The organism is Shewanella eurypsychrophilus (assembly GCF_007004545.3).
Classification (GTDB): Bacteria; Pseudomonadota; Gammaproteobacteria; order Enterobacterales; family Shewanellaceae; genus Shewanella; species Shewanella eurypsychrophilus.
Window position 1 is genome coordinate 1,010,044 of sequence record NZ_CP045503.2, and the last position, 16,511, is coordinate 1,026,554.

12 protein-coding genes and 1 pseudogene are annotated in these 16,511 nt (G+C 43.9%); 8 read left to right on the forward strand and 5 right to left on the reverse strand.

From position 1 onward, the window contains the following. Nucleotides 1–42: 42 nt before the first annotated feature. Nucleotides 43–1,026, reverse strand: coding sequence for an ion channel (locus FM038_RS04140; RefSeq protein WP_142872089.1), 984 nt, complete (start codon nt 1,024–1,026; stop codon nt 43–45). 253 nt (nt 1,027–1,279) lie between these two features. On the opposite strand from FM038_RS04140, the gene prfB reads away from it, so the two are divergent. The 4 genes from prfB to FM038_RS04160 all read left to right on the forward strand — a co-directional run bounded on the left by prfB (nt 1,280) and on the right by FM038_RS04160 (nt 7,429). Next, a protein-coding gene (prfB, locus tag FM038_RS04145; RefSeq protein ID WP_185965751.1) for a peptide chain release factor 2 occupies nt 1,280–2,378 on the forward strand; the annotation gives its coding sequence in 2 pieces (ribosomal slippage) (nt 1,280–1,354 and nt 1,356–2,378; 1,098 coding nt in all). Between the two features lie 92 nt (nt 2,379–2,470). Next, nucleotides 2,471–3,973 (forward strand): lysine--tRNA ligase, encoded by a 1,503-nt coding sequence (lysS, locus tag FM038_RS04150; protein WP_142872091.1) that lies wholly within the window; start codon nt 2,471–2,473, stop codon nt 3,971–3,973. 341 nt (nt 3,974–4,314) lie between these two features. After that, on the forward strand, nt 4,315–6,771 hold the full coding sequence (locus FM038_RS04155) for a sensor domain-containing protein (protein ID WP_142872092.1): 2,457 nt from the start codon (nt 4,315–4,317) through the stop codon (nt 6,769–6,771). 16 nt (nt 6,772–6,787) lie between these two features. Beyond that, entirely contained in the window at nt 6,788–7,429 is a 642-nt protein-coding gene (locus FM038_RS04160; protein WP_142872093.1) for an SGNH/GDSL hydrolase family protein, read from the forward strand. Between the two features lie 43 nt (nt 7,430–7,472). Here the strand turns inward: FM038_RS04160 and FM038_RS25445 are convergent. Both FM038_RS25445 and FM038_RS04170 read right to left on the reverse strand, forming a co-directional pair. Further along, nucleotides 7,473–7,681 (reverse strand): annotated as a pseudogene (locus FM038_RS25445) (pseudouridine synthase); the annotation flags it as partial. Nucleotides 7,682–7,689: 8 nt separating this feature from the next. Next, nucleotides 7,690–8,316 (reverse strand): pseudouridine synthase, encoded by a 627-nt coding sequence (locus FM038_RS04170; RefSeq protein WP_142872094.1) that lies wholly within the window; start codon nt 8,314–8,316, stop codon nt 7,690–7,692. A 295-nt stretch (nt 8,317–8,611) separates the two neighbouring features. Between FM038_RS04170 and nagB the strand changes: the two genes are divergently transcribed. From nagB to FM038_RS04190, 4 genes are all read left to right on the forward strand, one after another. Next, nucleotides 8,612–9,403 (forward strand): glucosamine-6-phosphate deaminase, encoded by a 792-nt coding sequence (gene nagB, locus FM038_RS04175; protein ID WP_142872095.1) that lies wholly within the window; start codon nt 8,612–8,614, stop codon nt 9,401–9,403. 260 nt (nt 9,404–9,663) lie between these two features. Beyond that, nucleotides 9,664–10,989 (forward strand): branched-chain amino acid transport system II carrier protein, encoded by a 1,326-nt coding sequence (gene brnQ, locus FM038_RS04180; protein WP_142872096.1) that lies wholly within the window; start codon nt 9,664–9,666, stop codon nt 10,987–10,989. Between the two features lie 149 nt (nt 10,990–11,138). Continuing rightward, nucleotides 11,139–13,286 carry a TonB-dependent siderophore receptor gene (locus tag FM038_RS04185; RefSeq protein WP_142872097.1) on the forward strand — a complete coding sequence of 716 codons (2,148 nt, stop codon included), beginning with the start codon at nt 11,139–11,141 and terminating at the stop codon, nt 13,284–13,286. Between the two features lie 270 nt (nt 13,287–13,556). Then, nucleotides 13,557–14,237: a nitroreductase family protein gene (locus FM038_RS04190; RefSeq protein WP_142872098.1), complete on the forward strand. Its 681-nt coding sequence runs from the start codon at nt 13,557–13,559 to the stop codon at nt 14,235–14,237. 422 nt (nt 14,238–14,659) lie between these two features. Here the strand turns inward: FM038_RS04190 and hmpA are convergent, their stop codons facing one another. Beyond that, nucleotides 14,660–15,901, reverse strand: coding sequence for an NO-inducible flavohemoprotein (gene hmpA / locus FM038_RS04205; protein ID WP_142872099.1), 1,242 nt, complete (start codon nt 15,899–15,901; stop codon nt 14,660–14,662). Between the two features lie 171 nt (nt 15,902–16,072). Further along, nucleotides 16,073–16,372: a hypothetical protein gene (locus FM038_RS04210; protein ID WP_142872100.1), complete on the reverse strand. Its 300-nt coding sequence runs from the start codon at nt 16,370–16,372 to the stop codon at nt 16,073–16,075. Nucleotides 16,373–16,511: the final 139 nt, after the last annotated feature.

Genomic DNA, 16,511 nt, shown 5'->3' on the forward strand with positions numbered 1-16,511 from the left:
ATTTGACATCATTTGTTGATTACCTTTTCCTAGATTCCTAGCTTATCTCGTCATCTTCTTCACAAAAACCACCACGAAAAGCGCGATAGTAAAACTACCTGTGAAGGCTTCTATTGCGGCTATGGCTCTGGAGAATCCTATGGGGGTGAAGTCACCATATCCAAGAGTGGTAAAAGTGACCACTGAGTAGTAAATGCAGTTGAAAAATAGAAATAGATTAGTCGTAAAGTCATTTTCTACCTTGAACACATGTATGTTGCTGTCGTAGCTCAATCCAGTAAAAAGATAAAGGATGGCACAGACAAGAATGAGTGCCATGGAAAAACCTATTACCCGCATTGGGGCTTCTCCGTAGCCACAGAATAGATCAATAGTCTTAGATACATAGCGCTTAAAGCTATGCTTTGGCATCTGATGGCGGCGCATGGTGAGTTCCTTACGGATATATTCACCTGACATGGCAAATAGACCTTCACGCTCAGCCGCTTTTCTTAAGTCTCGATAGATCTCCTCTGCTTGTTCAAAGTAATCTTTGGCAATCTCGCGCTCTCCAAGTTTAACTGCCTCTAGTGCCAGTTTCTCTTGTTTAATTTTTTTGCCGATGGAGACGTTTTCTATCTTAGCGCCGTTCCACTTTATACCCAGTAGGTTGGTGCCTACGAGGTTGGCACAGTGGACATTTGAGTCTCTGAGATCTGCCTTCATTAAACTCGCATTTTTAAGGTTGAGATTAAAAAGGTGGGCTTCTTGTAGATCGGCTCGATATAGCTCGGCATTGGTCATGTCGAAACCCGTTTTCTGATGGTGGCGAACGAGATCAATACCCTGCAATTTTGCCCGCTTGAGAGAGACCCCTCTAAGCATGCCTCCATTTCTAGCGAACTGCTCTAAATTGGCTATATCTTCAGGCTTATCTTTGATGATTTTTGGGTCATGCCAGTAGCATAAGCCTGAAGGTTCTGCAGGCTCTGAGCAAGAATGGCCTTCATCTTCGTGGTAGCAACATGTGGGTATTTTTTCATTCATGAAGCAAGTATAGACAGGAGCAATTGGCTTTGTTGTTTTAAATAATTGATCCTGTTTAGTTTAGATTCGTCATCATCAAGCACTAACTTGAAATATTGACCATATCTAAAGAAGCGCTAAGCCACTTCAAAAACGTCTAAATAAAGCACTAAATAACTGCAATTCCAGTGTTCAAGCCCTAGGAGAAATTCCTCAATTAAGCTAAAATAACGGGTTTGCAGTAGCTGCCTAACCAAATTTAAGTAGAAGAGTCATGTTTGAAGTAAATCCGGTTAAATTTAAGATAAAAGAACTCGCCGAACGAACCCTTCTGCTTCGGGGGTATCTTTGACTATGATGCTAAGAAAGAGCGTCTCGAAGAAGTAAGCCGAGAGCTTGAAAGTAGTGAAGTGTGGAATGATCCTGAAAATGCCCAAGCCTTAGGTAAAGAGCGCTCAGCATTAGAATTAGTCGTTAAGACCATAGATGATATGGATTCGGGTCTCGAAGATGTCGAGGGCCTGCTTGAACTCGCTACCGAAGAAGCTGATGAAGATACCTTTGATGATGCAAGTTCAGAGCTCGATGAATTAGAAAAACGATTAGAAGACCTTGAGTTTCGCCGTATGTTCTCCGGTCCCCATGATATTGCCAATAGTTATCTGGATATTCAGTCTGGCTCGGGTGGGACCGAGGCTCAGGATTGGGCCAACATGGTGCTGCGTATGTATCTTCGATGGGGCGAGGCACACGATTATAAGCCAGAACTTATCGAGGTCACAGCGGGTGATGTTGCCGGTATCAAGGGCGCAACCATCAAGTTTAATGGTGAGTATGCATTTGGCTCCTTGAGAACCGAAACCGGTGTTCATCGTCTGGTACGTAAATCACCTTTTGACTCATCGGGTAAGCGCCATACCTCTTTCTGTTCGGTATTTGTCTATCCTGAAATAGATGATTCCATTGAGATTGATATCAATCCATCAGATCTGAGAATCGATACCTATCGCGCTTCCGGTGCGGGTGGTCAGCATATCAACAAGACTGAGTCTGCTATCCGTATTACTCATCTGCCGACTAATACTGTGGTGCAGTGTCAGAATGACAGATCTCAGCATAAGAACCGTGATGCTGCCATGAAGCAGCTCAAGGCTAAGTTGTTTGAACTCGAGATGCTCAAACAAAATCAAGAGAAGCAGGCGGCGGAAGATGCCAAGTCTGATATCGGTTGGGGCAGCCAGATCCGTTCATACGTGCTAGATGATGCACGTATTAAAGATCTGCGCACCGGAGTTGAGAGCCGAAATACCCAGACCGTCTTAGATGGTGGTCTCGACATGTTTATCGAAGCCAGCCTTAAATCTGGTTTGTAATATTGAGATATCTTGCAAGATAATTGCTTGTAAGAATCTAATTGAAATACATAATTTTAATGTGTGAACTGTAACATTTACGAGAGAAGAAGATGACTGAACAAGTACAAGACGAAAACAAGTTAATTGCAGAGCGCCGCGCCAAGCTTGAGCATATACGCGCCAACTGCCCAGCCAATGGTCACCCAAACAACTTCGATCGTAAACATAAAGCGGCTGATATTCAGGCTGAATATGGTAACCACACTAAAGAAGAGCTCGAAGGCATGGATATCCAGCGTTCTATTGCTGGTCGTGTGATGGCTAAACGTGGTCCATTCTTAGTGATTCAAGACGTCAGCGGTCGTATTCAAGCTTATGCGGGTAAAGACGTTCAAAAAGATCTAAAGGCGACATTCCAAGGCCTGGATATCGGTGACATTATCGGTGTGACGGGTAAGCTACACCTTTCAGGAAAAGGCGACCTTTACGTCAATATGGAAGAGTATCAGCTGCTGACTAAAGCGCTGCGTCCACTGCCTGAGAAGTTCCACGGTCTTACTGACCAAGAAACGCGTTACCGCCAGCGTTATGTTGATCTTATCGTTAACGAAGAGTCTCGCGCTGCCTTTATCATGCGCTCTAAAGTGGTTTCTTCTATCCGTAACTTCATGATCAAAAAAGAGTTCATGGAAGTTGAAACGCCGATGATGCACACCATCCCAGGCGGTGCGACTGCACGTCCGTTTATTACTCATCACAACGCACTGGATATCGAGATGTATCTGCGTGTTGCACCTGAGCTTTATCTTAAGCGTTTGGTCGTTGGTGGCTTCGAGCGTGTGTTCGAGATTAACCGTAACTTCCGTAACGAAGGCTTATCGCCTCGCCATAACCCAGAATTCACTATGATGGAATTCTATATGGCCTACGCAGATTATAAAGATCTGATGGACTTAACCGAAGAGATGCTCAGCTCTATCGCCATCGAGCTTTGTGGTTCTCCACAGCTTCCATATGGTGAGCATACGGTAGATTTCGGCGGCCCATATGCCCGTCTAAGCATGCTAGATGCTATTAAGAAGTATAATCCTGACAACGAAACGATTCAGTCTATGACTTATGAAGAAGTTAAAGACGTCGAGTTTATGCGTAACTTAGCTAAGAGCATTGGCATGACAATCGAGAAGTTCTGGACTTGTGGTCAACTGCTTGAAGAGATCTTCGGTGAAACCGCAGAACCTCAGTTGATGCAACCGACATTTATTACCGGTTACCCTGCAGATATCTCGCCATTGGCACGTCGTAACGATGAAAATCATTTCATCACCGACCGCTTCGAATTCTTTATCGGTGGCCGTGAAGTGGCCAACGGTTTCTCTGAGCTTAACGATGCTGAAGATCAAGATCAGCGTTTCAAGGCTCAGGTTGCTGCGAAGGATGCCGGTGATGACGAAGCCATGTTCTATGACGCTGACTATATCCGCGCGCTTGAGCACGGCTTACCGCCAACAGCGGGTCAAGGTATCGGAATCGATCGTTTGGTGATGTTGTTTACCAATACGCACACGATCCGTGACGTTATCCTGTTCCCAGCGATGCGTCCACAGGCTTAATTTCAGCGTTAATCAGCGTTAAATGGTTAGGGTATTAGCTAGATTGATAGAGCTAAAACCCATCCATACCAAGCCGGTGACGTTATCTTGTTCCCAGGCTTAAGCTAAAGCACATCACTCATAAATAAGTGAATTGAATAAAGTCGCAGAGTTAAATACTCAGCGGCTTTTTTATTGGTATTAATCAAAAAGGCCTTTAGGTTATTTTCTATGTCATTTTAATTATTGATTGAAGTTTTTCTCTGATTTTTATAGCTTAAACGATAGATTAAGCATGTTGAACGAAAATAACCTTGTTTGATGAATAAGTGGAGTAAGGTAATGTTTGAGTTGATGGCACTATGATTGATATTCCTATTTCACGGAAGTATTGGCAAAGTTGGCAAGACTCTGTCGAATTGATTGCTAGCTTTTCTCAATGTCATGTTGAGCTTAGGGTGGTAAATGCTTCGGAGCAGTACTGTCTAAAATTACGTTCTGCTACTCTGGATAATCATGATGTTTTAGATGAAATGTTAATTTCAGATTTATCCAACAAGGTCCATATTATAAAGTGGCCATCAAGGGCATTATTTGGCTGCTTATCTTTATGTATACCCTCTCACAAAACAGAGTTAAACCTACTTATTCCTTCTGAAAATACACATATCGAATCGAGTAAACTTGCGTCTCTAATTGCATTGTGTATTAACAATATTGAGCTGGAACTAAGCGAGATTTATCGTGAACATCAACAAAAAAACAAACAACAACGCGGTGCTATAGCGCCCTTAGAAAATGTGACCCTGCAGCTTTTCATCGACAGTTTAAAAGAGCATATCTGGATAAAAGATAATGCTGGTCGTTACATGGTGTGTAATCAAAGCGTTGAAAAAGCATGGGGAAAAACCCGTGAAGAGATCATCAATAAGACAGATGAAGAGCTTTTTGTTCATGATTTAGCCAACGAATTTATTCAAGCTGATTGTGATGCCGTTGACAAAGGTATACAGATCACTGCTGGGGAATGTGAGGGGCTGACTGAAGATATTGATAAGTATTGGTTAGAAACGTCTAAAGTCCCATTGGTGACGGAAGAGGGTGAACTTTTAGGTGTCGTGGGGGTGTCCAGAAATATCTCTCAGCATAAAGCGGTTCAAGAAGAATTAGAGTTAACCGGAAGAGTATTTGAAAATGCTATAGAAGGCATGATGATCACCGACAGGAAAGGTAAAATTCTTGAGACTTTTGGGGCTTTCTCTGAAATAACCGGTTATTCAAAAGAAGAAGTAGTGGGGGAAAACCCTCGTATGTTCAGCTCCGGGCGGCATGATAATGCTTTCTTTGAGGATTTATGGAGTGGATTAATCCATAAAGGTAAGTGGCATGGTGAGATATGGAACAGGCGCAAAAATGGTGCTGTTTTTCCGCAAATGCTAACAATCAGTTCGGTGTTTGGTGAGGAAGGTGAAGTGCGTTACTTTGTCGCCGTGTTTGCAGATATTACCCTGCAAAAAAGAAGTGAAGCAGAGCTTGCACATCAGGCCTACCATGACCCTTTAACTCAACTGCCCAATAGAATGGCGCTGATCTCACTGATTGAACAGGACATTCGCCACGCTGAAGTCCAACAGGGAAAATTGGCGACAGTATTTATTGATGTAGATTTTTTTAAACATATCAATGATAGCTTTGGTCATCTCATAGGGGATAAAGTGTTAGTTGAGCTAGCTGGTCGCTTGACCTGTCAGAAAGGGTCTGAAGATACCTTGGCTAGAATTGGTGGCGATGAGTTTGTTGTACTGCTGCCACAGGTCGAGGGAAATGAAGAGCTGACATTAGCGCTGAGTAAACTCAGAAAGGCATTTGAGCAACCCTTTTTTACTGGTGACAATGAGCCGATAAGATTGACAGCGAGTATGGGAGTATCTGTGTTTCCTCATGATGGTAAAGACAGTTATACCTTACTCAGAAATGCTGATTCAGCAAAGCATAGAGCAAAGCTGGATGGCCGCAATAGCTACGCCTTCTATACAGAGTCTTTAACCAAAGAGTCTATAGAGCATCTGAAATTACAGAGTGCTTTACATGATGCCTTAGATAAGAAAAATTTCCATCTGGTTTATCAGCCTAAACTTGATTTTGTGACCATGAAGACGACAGGTTTTGAAGCCTTGTTGCGTTGGCGTGATCCCGTACTCGGCAATGTCTCTCCTGCTAAGTTTATTCCTATTGCCGAAAAAATTGGCCTAATTAATGATATCGGTCTATGGGTATTGAAAGAGGCATGTCAGCAAGGGGTTAAATGGATCTCTCAAGGCAAAAAAATCGGTCGTATTGCGGTTAATGTCGCTGGCCCACAACTGCAGCGAACCTCTTTTGTTGATGAAGTAAAACTTGTGCTTGAAGAGACAGGTTTACCAGCAAGTGCATTAGAGCTTGAAGTGACAGAGAGTTTTATGATGTCAGATCCTGAGGTTGTTATTCGAGATCTGCAGCGACTAGGCGAGATGGGTATTGAGTTATCGATTGATGATTTCGGTACCGGTTATTCATCGTTAAGTTACCTGAAGAAACTGCCGATTCATAAGCTGAAATTAGATCAGTCATTCGTCAGGGACCTTCCTATGGATCATGACAATGCTGCAATAGCTAAAGCCGTGATTGCTTTAGGGCAGGCTTTGAACCTTAAGGTCGTCGCAGAGGGAGTTGAGACTGAAGCGCAGGCAGAATTTTTAAGAGAGAGTGGCTGTAATGAAGCCCAAGGTTATCTTTATAGTAAACCTAGGTTACCCGAGGCGCTAAAAGATTTTTTATGATGGATAGAGTATCTAGATGAATAACATATTGTGTTTTGGTGATTCAAATACTTGGGGTTATCAACCTGTTGCTTGTACGCGTTATCCCTATGAGGTTCGTTGGACCGGGGCACTTCAAAAATTACTCGGTAGCGAATACCATATTATAGAAGAAGGATTAAACGGTCGTACAACGGCGTTTGATGAGCCTGGAAGAGACTATAGAAATGGTGCTCGTTATTTTCCTATGCTGCTTGAATGTCATAGGCCATTAGATCTTGTTGTGATCATGCTTGGCACTAATGATCTCAAGTCGCAATTTGAGCTAAATACAGCAGATATAGCTCAAGGGGTAAAAGGCCTCTGTGAGATGGTGCTCAATAGCGAATATATTGAGAATGCCAGTACTCAGTTACTGCTTATTGCCCCGCCTCATGTGGCTAACCTCCCCGAAGAAGATGTACAGGTTTTTGCTGGCGCCAGAGATAAGTCTCTACAACTCTCTGCAGAGTATAAAAAGATCGCAGGTGAGCTCGGTATCTTGTTTATGGATGCGAGTGACGTTGTTGAAACAACCAATGACGATGGACTACATTGGACTGCGCAGCAGCATCAAGATTTTGCAGCTGTATTAAGTGACAAGGTATGTAGTATTTTGCCGATTGATGTTATTTCATAGTTTCTCATCATGAACTTTGGATACCTTTTAGGGCCAAGTTTAATTATAAAATACTCGTTATCTCATTAAGCTCTATGATTTCACCTGGCATCATGTTCGATAAATGTATCTTGCCAATCCGCACTCGGACGAGTCTCATAGTAGGGAAACCTGCAGCTGCAGTCATCTTACGTATTTGACGGTTCTTACCTTCGCTGATGGTGATAGATATCCAGATCCATTGAGGGTTCCATGCCTCGGGTCTCTGGTTTTAGCTATAGCTATAGCACCCCCGTAATCTGGCTAAGCTCTGTGACTTCACCCGGTAGCATGTTCGATAAATGTATCTTGCCAATACGCACTCGGACGAGTCTCATGGTAGGGAAGCCAGCAGCGGCTGTCATCTTACGTATTTGACGGTTTTTACCTTCGCTGATGGTGATAGATATCCAGCTCATGGGCCCATGTCTTGGGTCTCGTACTTTTTTGCCGTTTCCCGGAATATCAGGCTCTCCGTCAATTTTGAAGACTTTACAAGGAAGAGTGAGGTATTTATCTCCCTTGATCCCTATCTCAACCCCTTGCTGAAGCTTCCTTATGGCCTCATCATCGATATTTCCATCAATCTGAACATAGTACTCTTTGTCGACTTTTTTACTTCGAACCTGATGGCTAACCATGCCATCGGTTGTCAACAATAGCAGGCCTTCAGAGTCGTGATCTAAGCGGCCAATAGCCATAACCCCTAAAGGGAAGTCGGCAAGTTCGCCCAGAAGCTGCTTACTCTTTCTGGTTTCGGGCACAAACTGACTGAGAAAACCGTGAGGTTTAAATATCTTATAGTGGTGATGACTCTTTTCTATTGAAGAGCTGGTTGGGGAATTTGCTGGAGTGACTTCTACAGGCATGGCGTCATCGTTTCGTCAAAAAGAAGCTGTATTATAACGCTTAATTCAGGGCAAAGAAGCACTCTGGCGAGAGTACTTACGGTTGCAGTTTAGTTTTGTCTCACGATAATAAATGACAGCGTTGTCATTCGGCGTTATAGTAATGTTACAAAATGCCAGAATTCGTTTATGTCGAGTGGCCTCATGAGTTGGCTAGTGCCGTTAGAACAAGGCAGCAGCTATACTCAATGACTGGCCATAAAATTTATTATTTATCCTTATTGAGCCGTGCTCTAAGTCAAAGTGAGTCTATATAATGCAAATTGTTATCTTAAAAAATAGTGCTGAAGTTGCCGAATATGGCGCCAATATTTTTATCAAACAACTGCAAAGCAAGGCAGACTCAGTGTTAGGGCTAGCGACTGGGTCTACACCTGTTGCCTTGTATCAAGGCTTGATTGCAGCGATGAAAAGCGAGAAAATCTCATTTAAGAATGTGACTACATTTAATTTAGATGAGTACCTAGGTTTGGCTGATACGCATCCTCAGAGCTACCGCTACTTTATGAACGAGCAGTTGTTCGATCATGTCGATATCAATAAAGCCAATACTCATGTACCACCTGGAGATGCTGAAAACCCAATCGAAGCGTGTGTCGGCTACGAAGAGCAGATTAAATCTGCTGGTGGCATAGATATTCAGTTGCTAGGTATAGGCCGTAATGGTCATATAGGTTTCAATGAGCCTTCATCTGGCTTGATGTCACGCACACGAGTCAAGACCTTAACTAAGGCTACGATTGATGATAATGCCCGCTTTTTTGCTGAGGGTGAGTATCAACCACATCTGTCGATCACCATGGGTATTGGTACGATCTTAGATGCTAAGAAGGTAGTGTTACTGGCTACGGGTGAAAATAAGGCCGATGCTATTCTAGCGACAGTAGAGGGGGCACTCAGGGCATCATGTCCAGCTTCGGCATTGCAGCTACATACCAATGCAGTATTAGTGATCGATGAGGCTGCGGCTTCTAAACTGTCGGATCGTGATTTTTATAAGCATATTGAAGCCGAAAATCAGAAACTGCTAGAGCGGTTAGCTAGGTAAACTCTTTCAGAATATAGGTTTTGAGGCATCTTAAAGGGGCTTCAAGGCCTAGCGGCTATGGTTAATGTAGCTGGTCAAGTTTTTACCTGTCACTCAAATACTCCTGCCAATACTCTAGCTACTAATAGGGTTAAGCATAAAGTTATCCTCTCTACTTCGTGATGGCTAGTCGTACACTCTACTAACTCCCCTAATGATGCTTTGTTAACCGCAAGCGAATAATCTCAATCGTTGAATTAATTTTACGTTTGAGGTCATACATGTCTAAGCGACAAACCCTATTTATTGGCTTTATGACCTTTGCGTTATTCCTAGGTGCGGGGAATATTATCTTTCCGCCTATGTTAGGTCATGGTTCTGGAGAGGCTTTCATTCCTGCTTTAGGGGGCTTCTTGCTTACTTCTGTAGGCATGCCGGCATTGACCTTAATTGCGATAGCCTGGATAGGTGGTAGTGATGCGATTACTGATCAGTTACCTAGGTGGGTGCATCTGCTGTTTTGGAGTGCATTACTTCTTACCATTGGCCCCTTCTTTAATATGCCCAGAACGTTCACCGTCGCCTATGAGTTTACCGGACGGCCTTTCTTCGGCGATGACGGCTTATTGATGGCCACATTAATGTTTGCCGCTTTGACACTTTACTTTGCATTAAGCCCGCAAAAGCTTATGGATAGAGTGGGTAAGTTATTAACTCCAATTATCTTGTTATTGATAGGGTTTATCTTAGTCAGTGTCATGACCAACCCACATGGCAATCCAGAAGGGATGGCTGAAAAGTATCAAGGTTTTGCATTTGCTGCTGGACTCTCCGATGGCTATATGACGATGGATGTGTTGGGCGCTATCGGTTTTGGCTGGCTCATTATCAATGTGCTTAATCAGCATCGAAAACCCGATACTTCACTGAGTCGTGAAATGGGCAAAGTGGTGATTGTTTACAGTACAGTAATGTGTGGAGTTTATATTGCCATGGCCTGGATAGGCGCGCATTTTGCTGATGATGTGTCTAATGGTGGAGAGCTGCTATCTCGATACATGAGCTTCATCTATGGCGATATAGGCATGATGTGTCTCGGTATCATTATGGCATTAGCCTGCTTGACTACAGCGGTAGGCTTGACCTGTGCAAGTGCGAGTTTTTTCAATGATAACTTCTTTGCTTCAGCTCAACATCCAGCAACAAACTATAAAGTGTTGGCGATTTCGATTGTATCTCTTTCAACGCTTATCGCTAATGTTGGGCTAGACACGCTCATTAAAGTGACTTTGCCGTTAGTGGTGATGCTGCATCCGGTAACGATTACTGTGATAGGCCTAGCTGTTTATTTTTATAAGCGGAAAATGAACTTAAAGGTTTGGGGATGGACCTTATGTGTCGCCATGCTAGGAGGGTCAATAGATGCGCTTAAGATATTAGATAAGATGCCGCTGTCATTATCTCAATACTTCACTGACTACCTGCCTTTGTACAATTATAATGCCAGCTGGGTTGTACCTAGTGTTTTGAGTTTTATGCTTGCGACGTTACTGACTCGTCAACGTGCTTCGGCAATACCGTCACCTAGATCATTGGCTGAGCATTGAAGCGCTAATACTAATTGATATCCTCCTTTTTTACCCCAATTACTGATAACCCTGTAATCTCTTTGTAAATCTTGTTGAGAATGAGTATTAACTTCATTAAGATCTAGTCGCATTTTTTTAGTTATTTATAATAATCTACGGGGTTGAAAATGGGCCAGAGTTTCAAATTAAAATATCCAGTTCTCTTTATGGCGATGAGCTTTGCGTTATCGGCTAGCACGTTAGTATCTGCTGCAGAGACTGAAATTGAACAAGCCAAAGCCGAAGAGCCAGAGATGGAAGTGATCACCATTAGCTCCAAGGGGCTGATCTCTTATGTGAGTGCTTCTGCATCGAAAACGGATATGCCCATTATCGAAACGCCTTCTTCGATCTCTGTATTAACTGAAAAGCGTATTACCGATCTGGGTGCTGAAAGTTTACAGGACGCTATCGGCTATGTAGCCGGTGTCTATAATGGTCCATACGGTGTCGATACCCGAGGTGATTGGGCACAAATTCGTGGTGTGTCACCGCTGCAGTATCAAGATGGCTTGCAGATGATGTTCGGTAACTATAATAACGTGCGAACTAATCCGTACATGCTACAACAGATTGAAATTTTAAAAGGCCCATCTTCGGTGCTATATGGCCAAGGTTCAACGGGCGGCATCATCAATATGGTGACCAAACGTCCTGAAGCCGAACAGAAAGGCGAGATCTGGGCACAAGTTGGCAACTATGATCGCAAGCAACTCGCGGCAGATGTGACAGGCTCGCTCAATGAAGATGAATCTGTGCTTTATCGCTTGACTGGACTTTACCGCGACAGTGAAACCCAAACTGATTATGTCGACGATAATAGCTACTTCATTGCGCCCGCTATTACCTGGTATGCAACCGATACTACCAAGCTAACTTTACTAGCAAATCTTCAGAAGAATGAGTCAGGGTCGAGTACACAATTTTTCCCCCATGAAGGCACATTGTTACCCGCACCTAATGGCCAGATCCCAAGTAATCGCTTTATCAGTGAGCCAGGTTGGGATCAATATGATACAGAGCAAAAGTCGGTGACTTTCCTGCTTGAACAAGAGCTTAATGACTATATGTCACTGTATTGGAGCAGCCGCTATGTAGAGAGTAAGTCGACCTATCGCACCATGTACGCCTGGCCGCCAAAGTTTCAGGAGGATGGACGCTCAATTTTACGTAATATCAGTATGAGTGACTCAACAGCTGAGGCGCTGACATCAGATCTTCGTTTGCAAGCCGAGTTTGATACCGGAGACGTGGAGCATAACCTGACATTTGGTATCGATTATCAGGATGTAGATACAGATACCGACCGCCTCTATCTTAGAGGTGCTGGTGGCATGCTAGATCTTTATAACCCGCAATATGGCCTGAATACTGATTCACTGCCGACTGGCGCTGATATTCCCGACACACCGGGTGAAAACAACAACCAGTTGGGTATTTACCTGCAAGATTCGATTAAATTCGGCAACTTTATTGTCAGTGGTGCACTGCGCCATGATTGGGTCGAATCTGAAACTGTGAGTGCAGGTAAACAAGATCAGAGTGCCACCACTGGCCGTTTAGGTCTGATGTACAGCTTCGATTCTGGTATCGCACCTTATGCCAGCTACGCTCAATCTTTCCAGCCTATTTATGGATCGAACCAGGTAGGCACACCATACAAGCCCCAAGAAGGTGAGCAATATGAGTTAGGTATTAAGTATCAACCTGTTGGTAGTGAGCACCTGTTTACCGCAGCCATCTTCGATATTAGTGATAAAAACCGTAAGCAAGCGGCGGGTCCCGACTTGACTCTGCAGTTGGGCGAAGTAGAAATTCAGGGACTAGAGCTGGAAGCTCAGCTCGAGTGGGAAGAGATAGATATTTACGCCAGCTATGCCTATACAGATTCAGAAAAGCACACCAATAAAGTGGGTGAAGTCGATGCTAAGTTGGCTGCTATGCCCGATCATATGCTGTCGACTTGGTTGACCTATCGCCCGCAGTCTTTCTGGCAGGGATTTAAGGCAGGCCTTGGATTCCGCTATGTAGGGGAAACTTCAGATGGCAGTGTCGATGTATTTATGCCTGATGGCACCCAAGTGCATAACGCATTAAATACCGAAGCATATCACCTGTTCGATATGATGATAGGTTATGAGTTTAGTGAGTTTGATTTAAGCCTGAATGTCGATAACCTGGCTGATGAAACGGTGATCACTAGCTGTTTAGCCCGCGGTGATTGCTTCTATGGCCAGCGTAGAACCATCACGGCAAACTTGAGATATAAGTTTTAAATTTTCAATGTCTTAAACTTGATCTATGCCAAGAGGAGCCTAAATGTGATTTAGGCTCCTCTTTTGTTTTAACCCTAAACCACCTTGCTCATAATTTGGATTTTAACTTAAGCAGCTTGCAGTCATCTATCTTGTCAGCAAACACACTTTCCTCTTCTCTCGCCACTCAAGACTTGCTTAAGTTTTCACCTCATGTGTATGCTAATACCAGCGACTGCTACCTATTTTTCTTCGTAGCTAGATACATATAAGAAGGAGTTTATTGAAGCGATGAAACAGACAGAATCCCACTTTCCCCTAACGGACTTTATTGAGTACAGCGAAGAAGAGATGCTAGCTCGTGCACAGAGTCATTATCAGGAGGTCAAAAGGCGACACAGTATTCGTCAGTTTTCAGACCGAGCCGTTCCCCAAGCTATCATTGAGCAATGCATCCAAACTGCAGCGACGGCGCCCAGTGGTGCCAATCATCAGCCTTGGCATTTCGTCGCGATTAGTGATCCCAAAGTGAAGGCGCAGATCCGCCATGAAGCCGAGGCTCTGGAACGTTCATTCTACGAAGGACGAGCGGGTGAAGAGTGGCTAGATGCATTAAAACCTTTGGGTACAGATGCCAACAAGTCTTATCTTGAGCGTGCTCCTTGGTTGATTGCAGTATTTTCGCAAAAACGTGGTGGCTTAGATAATGATGAAAGCAAGACCAATTACTATGTACATGAATCAGTAGGTATCGCCACAGGCTTTCTACTGCAAGCGCTTCATCATGCTGGACTCGGCACGCTAACTCACACACCAAAGCCGATGTCATTTCTTAGCAAAGTGTGTGACCGAGATACTAATGTTGATCGACCTTATATGTTGATTGTTGCAGGTTACCCCGACGAAAACGCGACGATCCCAGAGCATGCAACCAAGAAGAAGTCGTTAGCAGAGATAGTAACCTTTAAGTAATGTGACCGTTCAATATGATGTTGATAGTGGCAGGTTATCCGGACGAAAACGCGACCATCCCTGAGCATGCAACTAAGAAGAAGTCGTTAGCAGAGATAGTAACCTTTAAGTAATGTGACCGTTCAATATGATGTTGATAGTGGCAGGTTACCCCGACGAAAACGCCACCATTCCAGAGCATGCAACTAAGAAGAAGTCGTTAGCAGAGATAGTAACCTTTAAGTAATGTGACCGTTCAATATGATGTTGATAGTGGCAGGTTACCGCTGATGCTGATAAAGACGCGACGATCCCAGAGCATGCAACGAAGAAGAAGTCGTTAGCAGAGATAGTAACCTTTAAGTAGTCGCTGCATATTAGAGATATAAAAAAGGGCATCGATTGATGCCCTTTGAGTTTGTAATCGATTAAAACTTAAAGCTTTATAACTCTGAGTGAGGACCGAAAACTTCGTAATGAATACGTGTATCTTCGGCGCCTAACTCGATCAGCTGCTGTTTGACGAAACTCATAAAGGCGACTGGGCCGCATAGATAGAAGTCACCTTTATCCAAGGGCAATTCGGCTTTCAAGGGGACAAGGTTCATAAAGCCCATATGGCTATTGACGCTGCCGTTATTACTCTGGCCTTGTGAATTCAAGGCTTCCTGCTCATTGCCATCGAGCTCTCTGTACCAGGTATGGTGAGTCAGCTTTAGCTCATTTGTCAGTGCCTGCACTCGTTCATTGAAAGAGTGTTGGGCCAAGTTTTCGCAGGCATGGAGGTAAAATACCGGCTTGTCGAGAGCCTTTGAAGCGAGCATCTCCAGCATAGACTGCATAGGGGTGACGCCCACACCAGCCGAGATAAGTACCACAGGTTCGTTGCGCTCAACATAATGAAAATCACCTGCCGGTGGGAAAACATCTAGCACATCGCCTATATTAACTTGGTCATGGAGGTAGTTGGAAACGGTGCCCGGCTCATCGCCAGCTGTTCGCGAGGCTTCGCGTTTCACCGATATACGGTAAGTTTTTCCATTGGACTTGTCTGACAGTGAGTATTGACGCATCTCTCTGTACTCAAGATTGGCAAGTTCAACTTTGATGCCCAGGTATTGACCGGCTTGGTAATCGACCACTGGCTCGCCATCGATTGGGGCAAACACAAAACTGGTGACTAAGCTTGATTCTTGGCGTTTCTCTATCACCTTGAACTGTCTTGCACCTAGCCAGCCACCAACTTGGTTGGCATTTTTTTGGTAGAGCTCATCTTCTCGGTTGATGAAAATCCCAGCCAGCAGGCCGTAAGCTGCGGCCCAAGCCTCTTCGACTTCGGCGGTAAACGCTTCTGGTGCCAGCTCTCGTAGTGTGGCTAGTAGGTGATGTCCTACAATCGGATAGTGTTCGGCTTGTATATTTAAGCTGGTATGTTTATGGGCGATACGTTCGACAGCCCCAGAGAGAGCCGCGAGGTTTTCAATATTTTTAGCGTAGGCTGCGATGGCACTAAAGAGTGCTGCTGGTTGGCCTCCGCTACGTTGATTACTCATATTAAAGATGTGTTTAAGCTCTGGATTATGCTCAAACATGCGCTGATAGAAGTATTCGGTAATGTCTGTGCCTGCAGATTCTAATAGGGGAATAGTGCTTTTTACTAGTTCGATATGTTTTGCAGATAACATCTAAATATCCTTCATTTTGTGGGCGACACTATGCGTCATCCCTTAGGGTGATTGTCTTATTTTTACTGTTTTATTTTTACTGTTTTATTTTTACTGTCTTATTTTGAGTACTACTTTCTTGTTGTTTAGCATGACTAGCTTGGGGTTCGCAGATCTTGCGCAATGATTGGCTCATAGCTGAGTCACTCCCAATCCATTAAGCCCGATACAACGCATCACGTAGCCAATCTTGATGGCTGTGGCGCACAAGATGAGTGCGATGTGGCTGGCGACTTGCGCCCACAATGAAAATTGCTCTGCATGGGTATAACCCACATAGATAGAGAGCAACATGCCGACTACCGCAACCGACATGGCAGCATTGCCACTGTGTAATACCAGTTTAAATCTCTTAGAGTTTATAGTGAGTGAGTCTGTGCTGAGATCTATGTCATGAGCGAAGCTGAAATCATTAGCATGAGTAGCAAACATGGCGGAACTCCTTAAATCTGAGTCTGTATTTGAGCCAGATAGTTAGTTCAAATAACGTATACCGAACCTATTATGTTCTTAACACTGCTAATCTCATGCCAAGTTTTTAAAGCCTTTATTTACAGTGTGTTGACTTTTT

Bases quoted from the DNA above. Each gene is read 5' to 3' on its own strand.
- FM038_RS04140 (WP_142872089.1), bottom strand. From the start codon at position 1,026: ATGAATGAAAAAATACCCACATGTTGCTACCACGAAGATGAAGGCCAT.
- lysS (WP_142872091.1), top strand. From the start codon at position 2,471: ATGACTGAACAAGTACAAGACGAAAACAAGTTAATTGCAGAGCGCCGC.
- FM038_RS04155 (WP_142872092.1), top strand. From the start codon at position 4,315: ATGATTGATATTCCTATTTCACGGAAGTATTGGCAAAGTTGGCAAGAC.
- FM038_RS04160 (WP_142872093.1), top strand. From the start codon at position 6,788: ATGAATAACATATTGTGTTTTGGTGATTCAAATACTTGGGGTTATCAA.
- FM038_RS04170 (WP_142872094.1), bottom strand. From the start codon at position 8,316: ATGCCTGTAGAAGTCACTCCAGCAAATTCCCCAACCAGCTCTTCAATA.
- nagB (WP_142872095.1), top strand. From the start codon at position 8,612: ATGCAAATTGTTATCTTAAAAAATAGTGCTGAAGTTGCCGAATATGGC.
- brnQ (WP_142872096.1), top strand. From the start codon at position 9,664: ATGTCTAAGCGACAAACCCTATTTATTGGCTTTATGACCTTTGCGTTA.
- FM038_RS04185 (WP_142872097.1), top strand. From the start codon at position 11,139: ATGGGCCAGAGTTTCAAATTAAAATATCCAGTTCTCTTTATGGCGATG.
- FM038_RS04190 (WP_142872098.1), top strand. From the start codon at position 13,557: ATGAAACAGACAGAATCCCACTTTCCCCTAACGGACTTTATTGAGTAC.
- hmpA (WP_142872099.1), bottom strand. From the start codon at position 15,901: ATGTTATCTGCAAAACATATCGAACTAGTAAAAAGCACTATTCCCCTA.
- FM038_RS04210 (WP_142872100.1), bottom strand. From the start codon at position 16,372: ATGTTTGCTACTCATGCTAATGATTTCAGCTTCGCTCATGACATAGAT.